The 14,435-nt window shown below is 64.8% G+C and carries 17 protein-coding genes and 4 pseudogenes; 8 read left to right on the top strand and 13 right to left on the bottom strand.

The annotated features are described in order from the left end of the window. Positions 1 to 113: 113 nt before the first annotated feature. From BKK79_RS29185 to BKK79_RS29175, 3 genes are all read right to left on the bottom strand, one after another. A complete protein-coding gene (locus BKK79_RS29185) occupies positions 114 to 1,109 on the bottom strand; it encodes a FecR family protein (RefSeq protein WP_071039550.1) in 996 nt (331 codons plus the stop codon). A gap of 130 nt (positions 1,110 to 1,239) precedes the next feature. Next, positions 1,240 to 1,743: an RNA polymerase sigma factor gene (locus BKK79_RS29180; RefSeq protein WP_071021610.1), complete on the bottom strand. Its 504-nt coding sequence runs from the start codon at positions 1,741 to 1,743 to the stop codon at positions 1,240 to 1,242. Next, the gene (locus BKK79_RS29175) at positions 1,736 to 2,416 is read right to left on the bottom strand and encodes a secretin and TonB N-terminal domain-containing protein (protein ID WP_198173337.1); all 681 of its coding nucleotides are present in this window, start codon (positions 2,414 to 2,416) and stop codon (positions 1,736 to 1,738) included. Before BKK79_RS29175 ends, BKK79_RS29180 begins: the two co-directional genes overlap by 8 nt. 656 nt (positions 2,417 to 3,072) lie before the next feature. On the opposite strand from BKK79_RS29175, the gene BKK79_RS29170 reads away from it, so the two are divergent. After that, positions 3,073 to 3,834: an NUDIX hydrolase gene (locus BKK79_RS29170; RefSeq protein ID WP_232346346.1), complete on the top strand. Its 762-nt coding sequence runs from the start codon at positions 3,073 to 3,075 to the stop codon at positions 3,832 to 3,834. Between the two features lie 490 nt (positions 3,835 to 4,324). After that, the gene (gene yddG, locus BKK79_RS29165; RefSeq protein ID WP_071039549.1) at positions 4,325 to 5,257 is read left to right on the top strand and encodes an aromatic amino acid DMT transporter YddG; all 933 of its coding nucleotides are present in this window, start codon (positions 4,325 to 4,327) and stop codon (positions 5,255 to 5,257) included. Positions 5,258 to 5,600: 343 nt separating this feature from the next. On the opposite strand, the gene BKK79_RS29160 is transcribed toward yddG, so the two are convergent. Next, entirely contained in the window at positions 5,601 to 5,981 is a 381-nt protein-coding gene (locus BKK79_RS29160; protein ID WP_071039548.1) for a winged helix-turn-helix transcriptional regulator, read from the bottom strand. Positions 5,982 to 6,063: 82 nt separating this feature from the next. Here BKK79_RS29160 and BKK79_RS29155 point away from each other — a divergent pair, with 82 nt between their 5' ends. Continuing rightward, a complete protein-coding gene (locus tag BKK79_RS29155) occupies positions 6,064 to 6,690 on the top strand; it encodes an NADPH-dependent F420 reductase (RefSeq protein ID WP_071039547.1) in 627 nt (208 codons plus the stop codon). A 377-nt stretch (positions 6,691 to 7,067) separates the two neighbouring features. Then, positions 7,068 to 7,664, top strand: coding sequence for a lysophospholipid acyltransferase family protein (locus BKK79_RS39465; protein WP_084085301.1), 597 nt, complete (start codon positions 7,068 to 7,070; stop codon positions 7,662 to 7,664). A 38-nt stretch (positions 7,665 to 7,702) separates the two neighbouring features. Here BKK79_RS39465 and BKK79_RS42375 read toward each other — a convergent pair. Both BKK79_RS42375 and BKK79_RS29150 read right to left on the bottom strand, forming a co-directional pair. Next, positions 7,703 to 7,859, bottom strand: a pseudogene (locus BKK79_RS42375) (IS30 family transposase); the annotation flags it as partial. A 9-nt stretch (positions 7,860 to 7,868) separates the two neighbouring features. Beyond that, positions 7,869 to 8,504 carry a TetR/AcrR family transcriptional regulator gene (locus tag BKK79_RS29150; protein ID WP_071040429.1) on the bottom strand — a complete coding sequence of 212 codons (636 nt, stop codon included), beginning with the start codon at positions 8,502 to 8,504 and terminating at the stop codon, positions 7,869 to 7,871. A 99-nt stretch (positions 8,505 to 8,603) separates the two neighbouring features. Between BKK79_RS29150 and fabF the strand changes: the two genes are divergently transcribed. Then, positions 8,604 to 9,893: a beta-ketoacyl-ACP synthase II gene (fabF, locus tag BKK79_RS29145; RefSeq protein WP_071039546.1), complete on the top strand. Its 1,290-nt coding sequence runs from the start codon at positions 8,604 to 8,606 to the stop codon at positions 9,891 to 9,893. Positions 9,894 to 10,195: 302 nt separating this feature from the next. Here the strand turns inward: fabF and BKK79_RS29140 are convergent, their stop codons facing one another. The 7 genes and pseudogenes from BKK79_RS29140 to BKK79_RS29125 form a co-directional block, all read right to left on the bottom strand. Next, positions 10,196 to 10,429: a BON domain-containing protein gene (locus tag BKK79_RS29140; RefSeq protein WP_071039545.1), complete on the bottom strand. Its 234-nt coding sequence runs from the start codon at positions 10,427 to 10,429 to the stop codon at positions 10,196 to 10,198. Between the two features lie 38 nt (positions 10,430 to 10,467). After that, the gene (locus BKK79_RS41725) at positions 10,468 to 10,593 is read right to left on the bottom strand and encodes an Hsp70 family protein (protein WP_232346345.1); all 126 of its coding nucleotides are present in this window, start codon (positions 10,591 to 10,593) and stop codon (positions 10,468 to 10,470) included. Beyond that, positions 10,590 to 10,819, bottom strand: a pseudogene (locus tag BKK79_RS39450) (Hsp70 family protein); the annotation flags it as partial. The pseudogene BKK79_RS39450 and the gene BKK79_RS41725, both read right to left, overlap by 4 nt. A 143-nt stretch (positions 10,820 to 10,962) precedes the next feature. Beyond that, positions 10,963 to 11,352 (bottom strand): hypothetical protein, encoded by a 390-nt coding sequence (locus tag BKK79_RS29135; RefSeq protein WP_071021623.1) that lies wholly within the window; start codon positions 11,350 to 11,352, stop codon positions 10,963 to 10,965. 120 nt (positions 11,353 to 11,472) lie between these two features. Next, positions 11,473 to 11,607 carry an Hsp20/alpha crystallin family protein gene (locus BKK79_RS39445; protein WP_231908161.1) on the bottom strand — a complete coding sequence of 45 codons (135 nt, stop codon included), beginning with the start codon at positions 11,605 to 11,607 and terminating at the stop codon, positions 11,473 to 11,475. A gap of 53 nt (positions 11,608 to 11,660) precedes the next feature. Further along, positions 11,661 to 12,068, bottom strand: a complete 408-nt coding sequence (locus BKK79_RS29130) for an Hsp20/alpha crystallin family protein (protein WP_071021625.1) — start codon at positions 12,066 to 12,068, stop codon at positions 11,661 to 11,663. A 15-nt stretch (positions 12,069 to 12,083) separates the two neighbouring features. Next, a complete protein-coding gene (locus BKK79_RS29125; RefSeq protein ID WP_071021628.1) occupies positions 12,084 to 12,524 on the bottom strand; it encodes an Hsp20/alpha crystallin family protein in 441 nt (146 codons plus the stop codon). A gap of 262 nt (positions 12,525 to 12,786) precedes the next feature. Between BKK79_RS29125 and BKK79_RS41720 the strand changes: the two are divergent. The 3 genes and pseudogenes from BKK79_RS41720 to BKK79_RS29120 form a co-directional block, all read left to right on the top strand. Further along, a pseudogene (locus BKK79_RS41720) lies at positions 12,787 to 12,963 on the top strand (integrase); the annotation flags it as partial. Positions 12,964 to 12,966: 3 nt separating this feature from the next. Then, positions 12,967 to 13,156 (top strand): annotated as a pseudogene (locus tag BKK79_RS39440) (IS3 family transposase); the annotation flags it as partial. A 154-nt stretch (positions 13,157 to 13,310) separates the two neighbouring features. Next, a complete protein-coding gene (locus tag BKK79_RS29120) occupies positions 13,311 to 14,384 on the top strand; it encodes a porin (protein WP_071039544.1) in 1,074 nt (357 codons plus the stop codon). Positions 14,385 to 14,435 lie beyond the last annotated feature (51 nt).

Genomic DNA, 14,435 nt, shown 5'->3' with positions numbered 1-14,435 from the left:
CCGCAACGTCGGCACATGTGCCGGCGGCCTCTTCCTCTATGACGCCGCCCATGTGCAAAACCCGCAACGCGAGAACCAAACGGAAGACGGTTCCCGCGCTGCCGAGCTCCGCCTCAGCCCAGCAGCACGATGCCGCCGGGCAACCGGGTCACGCTCGCACCCAGGACTTCCTGGATCTGTGCGAACACCGCCTCCAGCTGGTTGATGCGGAAACGTCCGTTCAAGCGGCTGCGCGACAGCTTGCCGTCGACCACCACCACGTGGCCCGCGCGGTAGCGGTTGATCTCGTCCACCACCTCCGCCAGCGGCGTGCCGCGGAAGACCAGCACGCCGCTGCGCCAGGCCGAGGCGATGTTCGCATCGGCCTGGACGGGGGCCCCGAGGACGCGCTTGTCGTAGGTCACCTGCTGTCCCGCCACCAGCCCCAGGCCGCGGCTGCCGAGTTCGACGCGTACCCTGCCGGACACGCAGGTCACGCAGACGTGCTGCCCCAGGTCGCGCACCTCGAAGCTTGCCCGCGTGGCGATGGCCCGCCCCTCGCCCGCGGCCACCACGAAGGGCTGCGCGGCGCCGCGGGTGTTGTCGACGGCGATTTCGCCGCCCAGCAGGTCCACGCCCTGCAGGACACCGGCAGCCCGCCTCAGCGCCACGCTGGTGCGTGTGTTGAGGTCGACGGTCACGCCGGGAGCCAGGGCCACCTGCCGCTGCTCGCCGGTGGCGGTATGGAGGTCGGCGGCCAGGGACGGGAAGGCGCTCAGCAGCCCGGCCGGCGCCACCACGGCCACCGCGGCGCCGGCCGCGGTGGCAATGGCGCCGCCGAGGAAGGCTCGGCGGCCGATCCTGGGCGCACGGCGCGCGGCGCCGGCTTGCCGGCGGCGCACGGCCTCGCCGGCCGGGCCCAGTTCCCGCCACAGCCGGCGCGCCTCGGCAAACGCCGTGGCATGTGCCTCGCTGGTCTCGCACCAGTGCTTGAGCGCCTGGGCATCCGCCACGGTGGCCTCGCCGGACGCGAGACGGCGCACCCAGGCATGGGCGTCACGCCGCAGCGCCTGGGGTGTGGGCTGCCGGGGTGTCGCCTGATTCGTCGAGGTGTCGGGTGCTGCCTTCATCGATCCAAGTATTCGCTGTTCCGCCATCTCCGGGCCTGGCCGGTCGCCATTGCGGCGGCCTTATCACCATGACGATTCCCGCCGCCCGGAACCGCAAGCCATCGGAAGAAATTTTCGCCGCAGGCAGGGGCTATCTGCCGAGTTGCTCCGCGCAATGTTCCTGTGCCCGCTTCAACTCCAGTTCCACCAGCCGCAGGGAAATGCCGAAGCGCTCCGCCACCTCGCGCTGCGGCATGCCGTCCAGGCGCACGGCCAGCAGGATATCGCGACGGCGCTGGGGCATCTGCTCCAGCGCCCGGATCAGTGCATCGAGCTCCGAGTTCGCCTCCGCCACCTCGGCCGGACCGGGCTCGGGACTCGCCAGGTCGAGCATCAGCTCGACCTCGCCGACGCTGAGGCGGCGCTCCTCGGCACGCTGCCTGTCGATGGCGGAATGGAAAGCCATCCGGTACAGGTAGGCGCCCGGATTGCGCACCGCCTCGATGTTCTCGCTGTTCTCCAGCCGCAGCCAGGTGTCCTGCAGCGCGTCGCCGGCCAGGTCCGAGGAACCCAGGCGCCGCGACAGCAGGCGCTTCAAATGACCGTAGCGCTCGACCAGGTAGTCGCGCAGCAAGGTGCGGGCGCCATCAACCATGGTGCCGACGGCCCGCGGGCGAGGATGCCGGCGCGGCAGGCAACGGACATCCCCAGTTCTGGCCGGACGCCCGCGGCATCACCACCAGCGTGAACGGCTGTGCCAGCCCGGCAGGCAGCGGCTCGCCCACCGGCGCGCCGCGCAGCGCCTGCTCCACCAGTCCGTCCAGCGCCTTGTCGCCGGTCGAATCCAGCAGGCTGACGCGCCCGATCGTGCCGGATACATCGACCCACAAGCGCAGGGCGACGCGGTAGCGGCCCTCCGCGAGGGTCGGCTGCGCGCAGAAGGCATCGCGCACCCGGCTCTGCACAAGCCCGTAGTAACGACGCTGGGACAATGCCGCCTCCGCCCCCGTGGCGCCGGCCTCGGCCACCGCTTCGGGCCGCACCGGCAACAGCACCAGCGTGTCGGATCCAGTGTAGCGTGGCGCAAGCCCGCTGCCTTCCAGCAGCGACTGCAGCGCCGCTCGCGCGGTCATCACGCCATGGACGCCCGGCGAGGTCCGTCCCGCCGCCAGGGCACTGTCATAGATCAACGACACACCGCTGGCCGCGCCATACTGTTCCAGCGCGGACAGCAAGGACTGGGGGGCAATCTCGTACGAGCGCTGCAGGTCCGACGGCGACGCGCTGCCGATCGCCACCGGCCCGGTCTCGGGCGGCGGTGCTGACATGGCAGAAGAGGAAACGCAGGCGCTGAACATGGCGATGCACAATCGCAGTGTCGGCCGTGGAGCGCCGGAGGCGACGTTTCCAGGCATACCCGGGGCAAAGGGCGCACGACCCGCCATGCCCGCCTGGAACGGCGGCAATGGGGGGATAGCGCGGGGATTGGAATCAGCGCGTAGGGTAGTGACGCTGTGTGTCAGTGTTGTTACAGGGGATCCTGAAGACCTCTGAAGCCGGCGCCATCGCTATCGTCCTTGTCGTCCTTGTCGTCGTTCTCATCCTTGTCGCCGCCCTCCTTGCGCTCGAAGCTCTTGTAACCGGCTCACGCCTGCGTCAGCGAACGGCCAGCGCTGCATTGCATGCAGGGTTGATGCGGGTCACGGAAGCCGGCGCAGCGGTTTCCTGCCCTCGCCAGCAGGAAATCCGGAGCGTTGCTAGAATCCCTCCAGCATCGGAACCGTAGTCCGCAAGTGCGATTCTCCGCATGCCGTCCTCTCGGGGACGGGCCTTCTTTTCCCGCAGATCGCGCAGTTTTGTGCAATCTTGCGCTGCCGAACTTCGGCTCGCTGCGATCTGCGTTCCACCACGATCAAGACCTTGGGGTGGTCCGCGAGCAGGTATCTCGATCACGCTTGCGCATCCCTCGCGCAGACCGAAGTCCGTGATCGATGCTCGCCGGTTCGAGAGCGTTCCGGCACAAGGTCACTCTGAGCCTGCAGGTCCAGGCTCGCAGGAGGAAGACGTGGGAATCGACAGAAGTGTCTTGGAAACCAACGGCGTACCCGCCACCATGCGCCCGGATGCCGGGCCGCGGCAGGCCGCCCTGGAAACGATCGTGCGCGGCGTGGAAGGCCTGCGGATCCCTGCCTCGCTGGATTGGCCCGCCGCGCGGCGATACCTTGCGGACAACGATGGGCAGTGGAAATTCTCCGCCGTCCTGGTGGCGATCGTGGCGCGGGACGAGCCGACGATCCTGCTGACCAAGCGCTCGTCGAATCTGAGCGAATACTCCTCGCACGTGAGTTTCCCCGGCGGACGCCCGGCGGACTGCGACGACGATGTCGGCGCCACGGCCCTGCGCGAAGCCTTCGAGGAGATCCGCCTGGCACCCGGCGCTGTGCGGCTGGTCGGCTGCCTGCCGATCCACAAGACAAGAAAGCGCCATCACGCCATCTTTCCCGTCATCGGCATCGTGCCGGCTACGGCCGGCTGGGAAGCGGCCCCTGCCGAAGTCGAGGAGATTTTCGAGCTTCCGTTCGCCACGCTGCTGGATCCGACGCTGCCCAGGCAGTACCTCGATGGAGAACGCGCCGGCTCCTGGTACTGGGCGGATCAGCGGTATGACATCTGGGGGGTCACGGCGGTCATCCTGAAGTCGCTGGCGGCACTGGCTTCCGCCGCCGCCCCGCCCGGCCAGGGCTAGCGGCAAGACCGGCGCCACCCGCCCGGACCATCCTCCTTGATCAAGCGATTCGCCACCTGCCAATGACGGACCTCGCCATTGAATCCGCGGAAGAGGGCCTCGAACTGCCCCGCCGTTCTCTCGCCGCGGCCGCCATGGAAATGGGAGGGGAAGGACATGGTATGCGGGAATCAGCGCCAGGCGCAAAGCGCAGCCATCGCACGGCGATGGCGAGCCTTTGCAACGACACGATGAGCCCGCATGCCATGGCAGGTACCGGCCGATTTCAGGGATTCAGTGGACTAGTATCCTTCCTGATTGCTGGATTCGCTGCATCGCCAAATCTGCCGAGAAGACGTGCGAGGCCAGGAACGAAGCGCGGCAAGCCCCGCCCGCTGCCGGCCAGGGTCTGCTTATCCAACGGATCAAACCCATCCTGAGCGAAGGCGCGCCGGCCGAGAGCCTCCAGGTAAAGTATGGCCTTCCAGCTTCTATCAACGGCTTCATCCTCATGGCAGTCATGCAAAGAAAACAGGCAACGCTGATCGGGCTTGTCGCGGTGCTCCTCTGGAGTTCGATCGTCGGCCTGATCCGCGGCGTCAGCGAGAGCTTCGGCGCCACGGGCGGCGCGGCCCTGATCTACACCGTCGCTTCCGTGCTGCTCTGGCTCTCGGTGGGTCCGGTGCGGCTGGACACGCTGCCGCGCTCCTATCGCCTCTGGGGCAGCTTGATGTTCGTCTCGTACGAACTGTGCCTGTCGCTGTCGATCGGCTACGCCAACACCGGCAGGCAAGCCATCGAGGTCGGCATGGTCAACTATCTGTGGCCCAGCTTCACGATGCTGGCAGCCATCCTGTTCAACCGGCAACGGGCCAACTGGCTGATCGTGCCCGGTTTCCTGATCGCCATCCTGGGCATCACCTCGGTGCTGGGCGGCGACCAGGGGCTGGACCTGGCGAGCATGACGAGCAATGTGCGCGACAACCCCCTGAGCTACGGCCTGGCGTTTGCCGGCGCCGTGATCTGGGCAGGCTACTGCACGGTGACGGCGCGCATCGCCCAGGGCAAGAACGGCGTCACGCTGTTCTTCATCCTGACCGCATCGGCGCTGTGGGCGAAGTACCTGTTCACGGGCGGCGCGCCGATGAGTTTCAGCGCCAACGGCATGATCCACCTGGTACTGGCGGCCTGCGCGATGGGCTTCGGCTATGCCGCCTGGAACATCGGCATCCTGCATGGCAACGTGACGGTGCTGGCCGGCGCCTCGTACTTCATCCCGGTGTTCTCGGCCGCCCTGGCCGCCGCGCTGCTGCATACGCCGCTTTCCTTCGCGTTCTGGAAGGGAGCGGCGATGGTATGCGCAGGCTCCATCCTCTGCTGGCTGGCCACGCGTGGGCGAGGCGAGCGAGCGTCTCCGGCGGCGGATTCCAGTCCGACGGCATAGCAGGTTCCCCGAGGCCACGTAGCCCAAAAGAGCGACTCATAGGAAACCGGAGAGACTGGCGCGCACATTGCACATTGCCTGTGCACGGCTGCCCTGTGCGCGGGTTCGGCGTCTGCCTGGGTGACCGTCACACGAGAACACTAGCATGCCACTTTGCCAGGTATCACTCCTTCAAGGCAAAGCGTTTTGACAGCTTGCCCATGGAGCGTGCTTCTCCAGTCGGTAGCGGCACGCAGATCCACGGTTACGCCTGGACGCCAGGCATTCACCCGGCCGCGCGACCGGCTGCTTGCCATGGCGTATCTCCACAGCGCCGCGGCCGAGGGCGAACGGTCAACGCCCCTTATTTAGGGCCCGCCAGATCGAAGGCGCGGTTGTTCGCTTCGATCGTTTCCAGCGCATCCTCCGCCCAGGCCTTGAGCGCGACGACAAGCGGAAGAAGCGTGTGCGCGAGTGGACTCAGCATGTATTCGACACGCAGCGGCAGTTCATCATAGACGTTACGCTCGATCAGGCCATCACGCTCCATCGCGCGCAGCGTCTGGGTCAGCACCTTCTGTGAGACCCCCTCCAGGCGGCGCCGGATGTCGCCGAACCGCATCGGTGCGTCCTGCAACGCGACCATCGCCAATACGGTCCACTTCTGCCCGATGCGCGACAGCACCGCGCGAGACGGACAGACTTTGAGAAACGCATCCGGGGGCAGTTCGATCTTCTTCGACATGGTTACCTTGAGGTACCTAATTGCAAATTGAAACCACAATCGGAAGAATGATGCCACCCAATCAACCGTGAGGCATATAGCCGTGAAAATCGCATTCCTGGGTGGTGGAAGCTTCGGGGGAAACCTGGCCGAGTTGCTGGTGGCTGCCGGGCATGAGGTGGTGGTCGGGCTGCGCGATGCAGCAAGGGCCCGCCCTGGCGCGAGCTACCGCGTGGCAGCGCTCGAAGACGCTGCGGAGCATGGCGATCTCGTCATCATCGCCATGCTCTATCAAGCCTGCGCCGCGGCATTGCCACCGCTGGCCGGGCGGCTGGCGGGCAAGATCGTGGTGGACCCGACCAATGCGCTAAATGACGACTGGTCGCCACTCCCATTGGACGCCGGCAGCTCCGCCGCACGGGAAATCCATCGACTGCTGCCGGGCAGCCGTCTGGTCAAGTGCTTCAACACGGTGTTCGCCGACGTGATGACGCCGGATCGCATCGATCGGGGCGGGCATGCCGTGACCGCGTTCATCGCCGGGGACGACGCGCAGGCCAACGCGACCGTGGCGGAGCTTGCGGCGAGCGCCGGGTTCGCACCGCTGATCACCGGCGCCCTGCACAATGCGCGCTATCTCGAGGCCATGGCACACCTCAATATCCAGATCGCCGTGGTCGGGGGCGGTGGCACGAACGCCGGCTTCGTGTATCACCGGGTCCGCGGCTGAACGGGCGGCGGGCGGCGGGCGGCCTCAGCCGTATCCGGGTGCTGGAACAGCAGGGGCAGCATTGCCTGGGAATCCCCTGCCGAACCTTGCCGCCCCGGCCGTCACCCTGCGGGAGCAGCGGCAGGCACTGGCGACATTACGGCCGCAAGGGCGTGAACAGGGGACGAATCCGCGCTGCTCCGCATGATCGGGCCGATGCACGAGATCGTGACCTCGGCCCGGAAGGCCACACGCAAGGCGCGGCGCGACACGGATCGCCGCCAGCGCCTCAAGGCGTCGACTCCACCGGACAAGCCCGTTCCGCCCGAGACTCCGATGGTGCAAAATCACTGTCGCGAACCTAATTCGGGTGTAAGACGCATCAGGAGACTTGCCGCGTGTCCGTTTCTAATCCATCTTTGTTTATCCGTGTGCTGAAAGTAGTGCTGTCGCGTTTTGGTCGGGTCACGGTGAGTGGCGTTGAAAATTTGTACGGCCCGGAAGGGAAAATCGTGGTATGCAATCACGTCGGGTGGGCAGATCCGCTATGGATCGGGTATTCGGCCCTGCCGTTTACTTTGCATCAGATGGCCAAGAAGGAACTCTTCGACAATCCAGTCATCGGTTGGTTTGTCCGGAACGGAGGTGGGTTTCCCATCGATCGTGGCCGCCCTTCCACTGCGGCCATCAAGCAGGTTATCTCGCTCGTACAACAGGGGAAACGCGTCCTCATATTTCCCAAGGGAACGCGCACCCGCGATCAAATCGAAGCAAAGCGCGGCGCTGCGACTATCGCCTTGCATGCCAAGGCGACAATTATTCCCGCGCATTACGAAGGGCCGGAACATATCCGGCTCATTCATTTATTTCGCCGTCCGGTGATTCGCGTCACATTCGGGGCTCCCATCTCAACTCCCCTGGACGCATCTGCCGATAAAGAGGCAGCGTTGACACTGACGGCGAAACTCGAAAATGCCATGAGCGCCCTGGCCTAGCAGATGGCGAGAAGACCGGCGATCTCCTGGTCGCCGGCACCGCGATCGCAGGTCAGACTCTCGCGCAGAGGCCCGCAACTGCTTCATTTGCCGTGTGAAGCCCTCCAGGGCATCTTGGGCCGTGCAGCCGTCCACGCGACACGACACCACGAAGCGCGTCTTGCGCTCGACCGGCGTGCCCACCGCCGAACGGGATCTGCAGCGCTAGTCGCACCCATCGCGGTTGTATTTGTCGAGGTCCCATGTGGCCGCAAGATGATCGCGCAAGGTCGCGAGAATCTCGTCCGATAGCTCGGGCAATCCCCGCGCGGTGGCTCGGGCGAGGATCAATCCGCCCACCATTGTCGACAGCATCGAAATTGCGCGAACCCGGTCCTCGGGTTCGATCTGCGCAGCCTCGGTGCCATCGGGCCTCCGCTGCGCGAATAGCGTCATGTAGCGCCCGATGCCTTGGGCGAAAGCGTCTGCGGTCGCGCCCGTTTCGCGTGCCGCGTCTGCCGCGAGCGCGGCCACCGGGCAGCCTTGCCCGACGCTGTCGCGATGCTGTGCCGACAGGTAATTCGCGACTCCGGTTCGAAGGAACCCGTCGGCGTCGGTGTTCGCATCGGCATCCGGCGTCTCCAGCTCGGAGAGTTTCCACTCGAACGCGTATTCCGCGGCCTCGGCCGCCAGGGCGTCCTTCGATTCGAAGTGCCGGTACAACCCGCCGTGGGTGAGCCCGGCCTCGCGTGTGATGTCGGCCACTCCCACGCCGGTGAAACCGCGCTCGCGGTACAGCCGGGCCGCGGCCTGCAGGATGGCCAGGCGGTTCTCGGCCACCTGCGTTTTCGAGACTTTCATGAAGATCCTTTCGTGCGCATGGCATTGCGTGTTGATGACAATCATACTCAATACTGTATGATGTCGATCATCATCAATAGATCGACCAGGACAGAAACCATGCACATCACGCCCACTGCGAACCGCCGAATCGTCGTCACCGGGATGGGAATGGTCTCGCCGCTGGGTTGCGGGGTCGAGCTGGCGTGGCAGCGGCTGCTGGCCGGCCAGTCGGGCTTGCGCCGGCTACCGGATTCGATGACGGCGGACATCGCGGCCCGCGTGGGCGGTGTGGTGCCCGATGTGCACGAGGATGGGTGCGGCGGCTTCGACATCGACCGCTTCGTGTCGGCCAAGGACCAGCGCAAGATCGACCGCTTCATCGCCTTCGCGCTCGCCGCCGCACAGGAGGCACTCGCGCAGGCCCAATGGGCTCCGGCCGACGAAGCGTCCCAGCGGCGCACCGCCACGGTCATCGCGTCGGGCATCGGTGGATTTCCGGCGATTGCAGGCGCGGTGCTCACCACCGAGATGCGCGGACCGAAGCGTCTGTCGCCGTTCACGATCCCCTCGTTCCTCGTCAACCTTGCCGCGGGCCACGTGTCGATCCGGCACGGCCTGAAGGGGCCGATGGGTGCCCCGGTGACGGCTTGTGCCGCGAGCATCCAGGCCATCGGTGACGCGGCGCGGCTGATCCGCTGCGGCGAGGCCGACATCGCGGTGTGCGGTGGCGCCGAGGCCGCGATCGATCGCGTCAGCCTGGGCGCCTTCGCCGCAGCGAAGACCTTGTCCACCGGCTTCAATGACACCCCCACCCGCGCATCGCGACCCTTCGACCGGGCCCGCGACGGTTTCGTGATGGGCGAAGGCGCCGGCATGCTGGTGATCGAATCGCTCGAGCACGCGCTTGCGCGCGGCGCCTCCCCCCTGGTCGAACTCATTGGATATGGCACCAGCGCCGATGCGTTTCACATTACCTCCGGCCCCGAAGACGGCAGCGGCGCGCGACGCTCGATGCAGACGGCGCTGACGCAGGCCGGCCTGACTCCGTCCGACCTGCAGCATCTCAACGCTCACGCGACCTCCACGCCGGTCGGCGACCTGGGCGAATTGGCCGCGGTGCGCGACCTGTTCGGCGTCGGCGTCCCACTTGCCATCACCGCCACCAAGTCGGCGACGGGCCACTTGCTGGGCGCGGCCGGTGGCGTAGCGGCGATCTTCACCGCCCTGGCCTTGCGCGATCAGGTCGTCCCGATGACGCTGAACCTCGAACAGCCGGATGCACTCGCCGAGGGCCTGGACATCGTGCGTGATGCGCCGCGGCACCTGCCGATCGTTCACGCGATGGCCAACGGTTTCGGCTTCGGCGGCGTGAACGCCAGCCTCGTCTTCAAGCGCTGGAGAGCTTGATGGCAGCGATGCGGGCCGCCACATCGTCCTCGGCGGCGGCTTCGGCCCGGGCCGGTTCCGCCTTGCTCATGTCTTCGCTGGTTGACGTCAACGGGGATGGCGTCTGCTTCTGTTCGTCCAGTCGTTCCGTTAAACAAGGCACGGCCTGCCCGGGATTCGGCCGCTGGAGGCCAATCGCTGAGCCAAGCCACAATTGATCGCCGACAGTCAAAACTCGAAGGGTAAAACGAACTGAGCTGAAATCCACCTGCCTCGGCCTATTGCAACAATGGGGGGATCGATGCCGGCCGCGGTTCTGCCAGCTACCCGCCAACCTGCATCTCATCATCCACGGTGTCGACCCCCGTCACCGATACGGCCGCCTTAAGTGCTGCCAGGTGATCGTTATCATTCTTCACCTTGCCTCCAAGATGCACCACGCCATTGTTGGTGCTGACTTTGATGCCAGTGGAATCGAGACCTTTCGCTGCAATCAGCTCAACTCTTACCTTTATGGTAATCGCACTGTCACTCAGCAGTCTTTTTACTGTTTCCATCTCGGTTTCCTCGCCGTCTTGGCTAACGAATCATCAGGCTAACGAATCATCAGTTCCTTGCGGTCACCGGTGAGCATCGCGCCCCGGATCGCAGCGCCCGCTGGCACCGCCTCATCGGGATTGACGTGCTTGCGCGGCTCGCACCCAAAGCGCGCTTTGACCATGCCTTGCCAGCCTTGAAGATCGCGAAGGGGACCGGGCCGATGTCCTTCTGTACTGCCTTGTCCTCGTGGCGGCGGCCGATCAGCCGTCTGACGGCAGACAGCGTGTGCTCGGGATTCGTCACGGCCTGCCGCTTGGCGGCGCGCCGGCGAGGATCTCACCCTCGTCCATCCAGGCGATGATCGACGGCCTCGTGGTACCCGGATCGATTCCGATGACCTGACTCATGCTGCTCAAGCGACCATTGCTTCCCAACTCGGAAATTCCCCGTGAGCTTGGCTGCGTTCACCACGGCCCGCACGCCTCGCGCTCCCTTTCAGTACTCCACCTCCGGTGATGCCAAAGCGGATTTGGCCGTGTCCATCGGCTTCTCACTGAATGGGCAACACGATGCCAAGCTTCTCTGCCAAGCATCGTTCATACACACCAAAATGTGTATCCACTTCCGCCTGGCTGATGACTTCCACCTCCATATTGAGGTGGTCAGCCGGAATGCCTAGCATCGTGGCCAGCGCCAGCTCAAGATGCGGGGTCACATCCCTGTCCTTTGCGAAGGTCGTGCCAACGGTGATCGTGTAAGCGTTTTCCCCTGGACCAGTAACGGAGACTTCGACTAGTCGGGCCGCCGCACTCAGGTTGTTATCGATGGCGATCCTCGCCAGTTCCGCCACTGCCCGTGTCTTCTCGGTAGGAAATCCGCGTACACACCTGAGCCTCAACCGATGTCTACCCAGCGTAAGCCAATCAGAATCGAATTCCATCGTTACCTCCTTCGCTTCGTTCACGGATCTGCCGGGATGCCTGACTGTTGACAAGCCGACCATACGTCGCCGTCAATTGCGCAAGGCATTCCCTTCAGGTTCCTAGAATTTCCGAGCCGCTTACTTGACCTCGATTCTCCTGACGGGGGGTGGCTGCGCACCTGACTTGGGTAGGCGCAGGGTTAGCAGGCCTCGTTCGAATCGGGCATCGACATGGTCCAGATCGAGGCCATCCGGCAGCGGAATACTGCGCATGAACGGGACGCCACCGTCGCCAGCTCCGCAACGTCACCCCTCGCTGAAGGACATCACGCCACGGTGACTTCAATGCGGCGCGGACGGGCTTCGTCGCGACGCGGAATCGTCAGCTTCAATACCCCGTCCTGCAGGTTCGCCTCGATCTTCGCCGCATCGAGGTCGGGACTCAGCGAGAACGCACGCGCGAAGTGCGGCTGACGGATCTCTGCATGTTGCACACGCAGCCCGGGCGGCATCGGCACGACCGCCTCTGCCTCGATATTGAGGTTGCCGTCGTGGACATGCACCTCGAGCTTGTCCTTGGTCACGCCTGGCAGATCGGCCCAGAGGGTGACGCCACTGCGGTCCTCGATGATGTCGACCGCGGGGAGCAGTGTCATGGTCGGCGTCGACCGGTCTTCCTCGCGTTGTGCCAGCGCGTTCGGGTCGCGCTTGGCGACTTCGGTACTATCGGTCATGGCAGTCTCCTGGCATTACTGGATCGCGATTGCCCGCGGCTTTGAGGACTCACGCTTGCCAACACGGATGGACAAGCAGCCGTTGGCGTAGCGCGCCTGCACCTTGTCGGGATCGGCGCCTTGCGGCAACTCGATCACGCGTCGGAACGCGCCGGCAAACCGCTCTTGCGCGTATAGCCGTGCTTCCGGATCGCACCCGTGATACGCCGCTTCGCGCTCGCCGCTGATGGTCAACAAGCCCTTGTCGATCGACACCTCGAGCTTGTCTTGCTTGATGCCCGGTGCGAATGCGACGATCTCGATGGAGTCGTCCGTGGAGCCGATATTGACGGGTGGAAAGGCGCCGAAGCGTCCGGTACGAAGGCTGGAAGGGAAGCCACCGAACAAACTCGCCATCTGTCTTTGCATGCGGTCGAGTTCGCTGAAGAGGTCGGCTCCCGAGAAAAGGTCACTCATGGTCGTATCCTCCTTCGATGCAGCAAGGAGGCGACGGGGCCTACGCGCTCCCATCCACCCGCCAAGCTGCTGGCAAACAAACAGAAACACGCAGCGCGCAACGACGCGACTGCCTGAGCGAAACTAAAATAGCAATTGGGCAGGACGATTTCAAGGGGGGCTGCGGCGCGGTCGGCGAGCGCACCTCTCATCACTTGCGGTGCGTCCCATGCGGAGCTTCTTGATCACGGTCGACTTTCCCGACGCCGCCCTGCTAGCCGTCCTGCGCGCCTGGCTGACCTTGCACGAATCGACCGAAACCGCGCGCGCATAACGCCGGGAAGCCGAGCGCCTCCTCTCGTGGGCGGTCGTCGAGCGCGGCAAGGCGCTGTCGTCGCTGGCAACCGAGGACGCCCTTGCCCACCGCGCGTTCCTGCGCCGGCCCACGCCGCACCAGCAGCGGGCCGCGACGGCCGGCGGGCATAGCGGCGACGTGGTGTGAGACGTGATGCTGGCCGCCGTCGAGCAGCGCTTCGATACCGCGCAGCCCACCGAATGCCTGACGGACAACGGCTCGGCCTGCATCGACCATCGCACGTGCAGCTTCGCGCCCGAGCTGGGCTTGGAGCACGCTGACCACGCCCGTGTGCTCATCCCCAAATGATGCACCGCCTGCATCAATTCCTCCAAATATCGCAATTCCGCACCTTTGCAGCCTCACCCAAACTGCCTCCCGCTCGCCGGCCAACTCTGGTGAGTTGGCACACAACGGCGAAATATCAACAAGAACCATCTGGAGGAGATCGAATGCGCATCAGGCAACCGCATAGAACCTGGACGTACAAAGACCTGGCAACCGGAGTTGCCTTGGGAGTCGCCATCAGCGGGGCAGCGCAGGCCCAAGCCTCGTCTGGTGTCAATCTCTACGGCATCATCGATACCACCATCCGGTACTCCAATAACAATGCCGGGGACAAGCACCTTGCAGAACTGAGCGACGGATATTTCAACGGATCGCGCTGGGGCATGCGCGGCAGCGAGGCGCTCGGTGAGGGGCTGTCCGCCATCTTCAATCTGGAAAGCGGCTTCGACCCAACGACAGGCGTATCGTCACAAGGTACGGCGACCGCCAACTATGGGCAGCAGGGCACGGGCGGACAAGGGCGCCTGTTCGGGCGGCAAGCGTGGGTGGGTCTGAGTAAGGAGGGGGCAGGCAGACTGACGTTCGGGCGTCAATTTACGACGGCCTACGATGCAGCAGGTCGCTTTCAGCCGAACGGACATCCAAATCTGGACGCCGTCACTATCATCAACGGCTATACGGGTCCGCGCCAAGACAACATGGCCAAGTTCTTTGGGCAATGGGGGGCGCTGTCGACAGGCGCTCACTATACCTTCGGCGAAGTGCCTGGCCAGACGAAGCGCAGTTCCAGTTACGGGATCTCGCTTGGCTACACGAGAGGTCCGGTCGACGTCGGCGCCTTCTGGCAACAGGCCAACGCGTTGACAACTCCCGAGGCGCGAAAGGTATGGGGACTGGGCGGCAACTACCAGTGGGGAATCGTCAAATTGACATTTGGCTACCTCAACAACCGATTTGACGTGAGCCCGACACGCAATGACGTCTTTACAGGCGGCTTCGCGGTATCCGCGACTCGAGCCCTGACACTATCCGTAGCGTCACACTACGATCGCCAGCGCAACGCCGAAGGCAGCCGCATCATGGTCACGGGTGTTGCTGACTACAACCTGTCGAAGCGCACCGATGTCTACGCTGAGGTGGACTTCAACCGCATCCATGGCGGTTACGCGCGTCCTTCCTTCATGGGCGTCAAGGGCAGCAAGGTCGGTGGCGGTATCGGCTTGCGGCACCGCTTCTGAGAACCCATTTCAAGATGAAGTCTCGTCACGCTGAAGGGTGCGCCAGCAGAT

It is taken from the genome of Cupriavidus sp. USMAA2-4 (genome assembly GCF_001854305.1).
Classification (GTDB): domain Bacteria; phylum Pseudomonadota; class Gammaproteobacteria; order Burkholderiales; family Burkholderiaceae; genus Cupriavidus; species Cupriavidus malaysiensis.
Note: the sequence above shows the minus strand (reverse complement) of the source record. Positions and strands in the feature narration are given on the sequence as shown.

What these genes read in the sequence shown, in the direction of transcription:
- fabF (WP_071039546.1), top strand. Translation starts at nt 8,604, where the DNA reads ATGCACATCACGCCCACTGCGAACCGCCGAATCGTCGTCACCGGGATG.
- BKK79_RS41725 (WP_232346345.1), bottom strand. Translation starts at nt 10,593, where the DNA reads ATGGTCAAAGCGCGCTTTGGGTGCGAGCCGCGCAAGCACGTCAATCCC.
- BKK79_RS29185 (WP_071039550.1), bottom strand. Translation starts at nt 1,109, where the DNA reads ATGAAGGCAGCACCCGACACCTCGACGAATCAGGCGACACCCCGGCAG.
- yddG (WP_071039549.1), top strand. Translation starts at nt 4,325, where the DNA reads ATGGCAGTCATGCAAAGAAAACAGGCAACGCTGATCGGGCTTGTCGCG.
- BKK79_RS29120 (WP_071039544.1), top strand. Translation starts at nt 13,311, where the DNA reads ATGCGCATCAGGCAACCGCATAGAACCTGGACGTACAAAGACCTGGCA.
- BKK79_RS29140 (WP_071039545.1), bottom strand. Translation starts at nt 10,429, where the DNA reads ATGGAAACAGTAAAAAGACTGCTGAGTGACAGTGCGATTACCATAAAG.
- BKK79_RS29135 (WP_071021623.1), bottom strand. Translation starts at nt 11,352, where the DNA reads ATGGAATTCGATTCTGATTGGCTTACGCTGGGTAGACATCGGTTGAGG.
- BKK79_RS39445 (WP_231908161.1), bottom strand. Translation starts at nt 11,607, where the DNA reads ATGCGCAGTATTCCGCTGCCGGATGGCCTCGATCTGGACCATGTCGAT.
- BKK79_RS29150 (WP_071040429.1), bottom strand. Translation starts at nt 8,504, where the DNA reads ATGAAAGTCTCGAAAACGCAGGTGGCCGAGAACCGCCTGGCCATCCTG.
- BKK79_RS29125 (WP_071021628.1), bottom strand. Translation starts at nt 12,524, where the DNA reads ATGAGTGACCTTTTCTCGGGAGCCGACCTCTTCAGCGAACTCGACCGC.
- BKK79_RS29160 (WP_071039548.1), bottom strand. Translation starts at nt 5,981, where the DNA reads ATGTCGAAGAAGATCGAACTGCCCCCGGATGCGTTTCTCAAAGTCTGT.
- BKK79_RS29130 (WP_071021625.1), bottom strand. Translation starts at nt 12,068, where the DNA reads ATGACCGATAGTACCGAAGTCGCCAAGCGCGACCCGAACGCGCTGGCA.
- BKK79_RS29175 (WP_198173337.1), bottom strand. Translation starts at nt 2,416, where the DNA reads ATGTCAGCACCGCCGCCCGAGACCGGGCCGGTGGCGATCGGCAGCGCG.
- BKK79_RS29180 (WP_071021610.1), bottom strand. Translation starts at nt 1,743, where the DNA reads ATGGTTGATGGCGCCCGCACCTTGCTGCGCGACTACCTGGTCGAGCGC.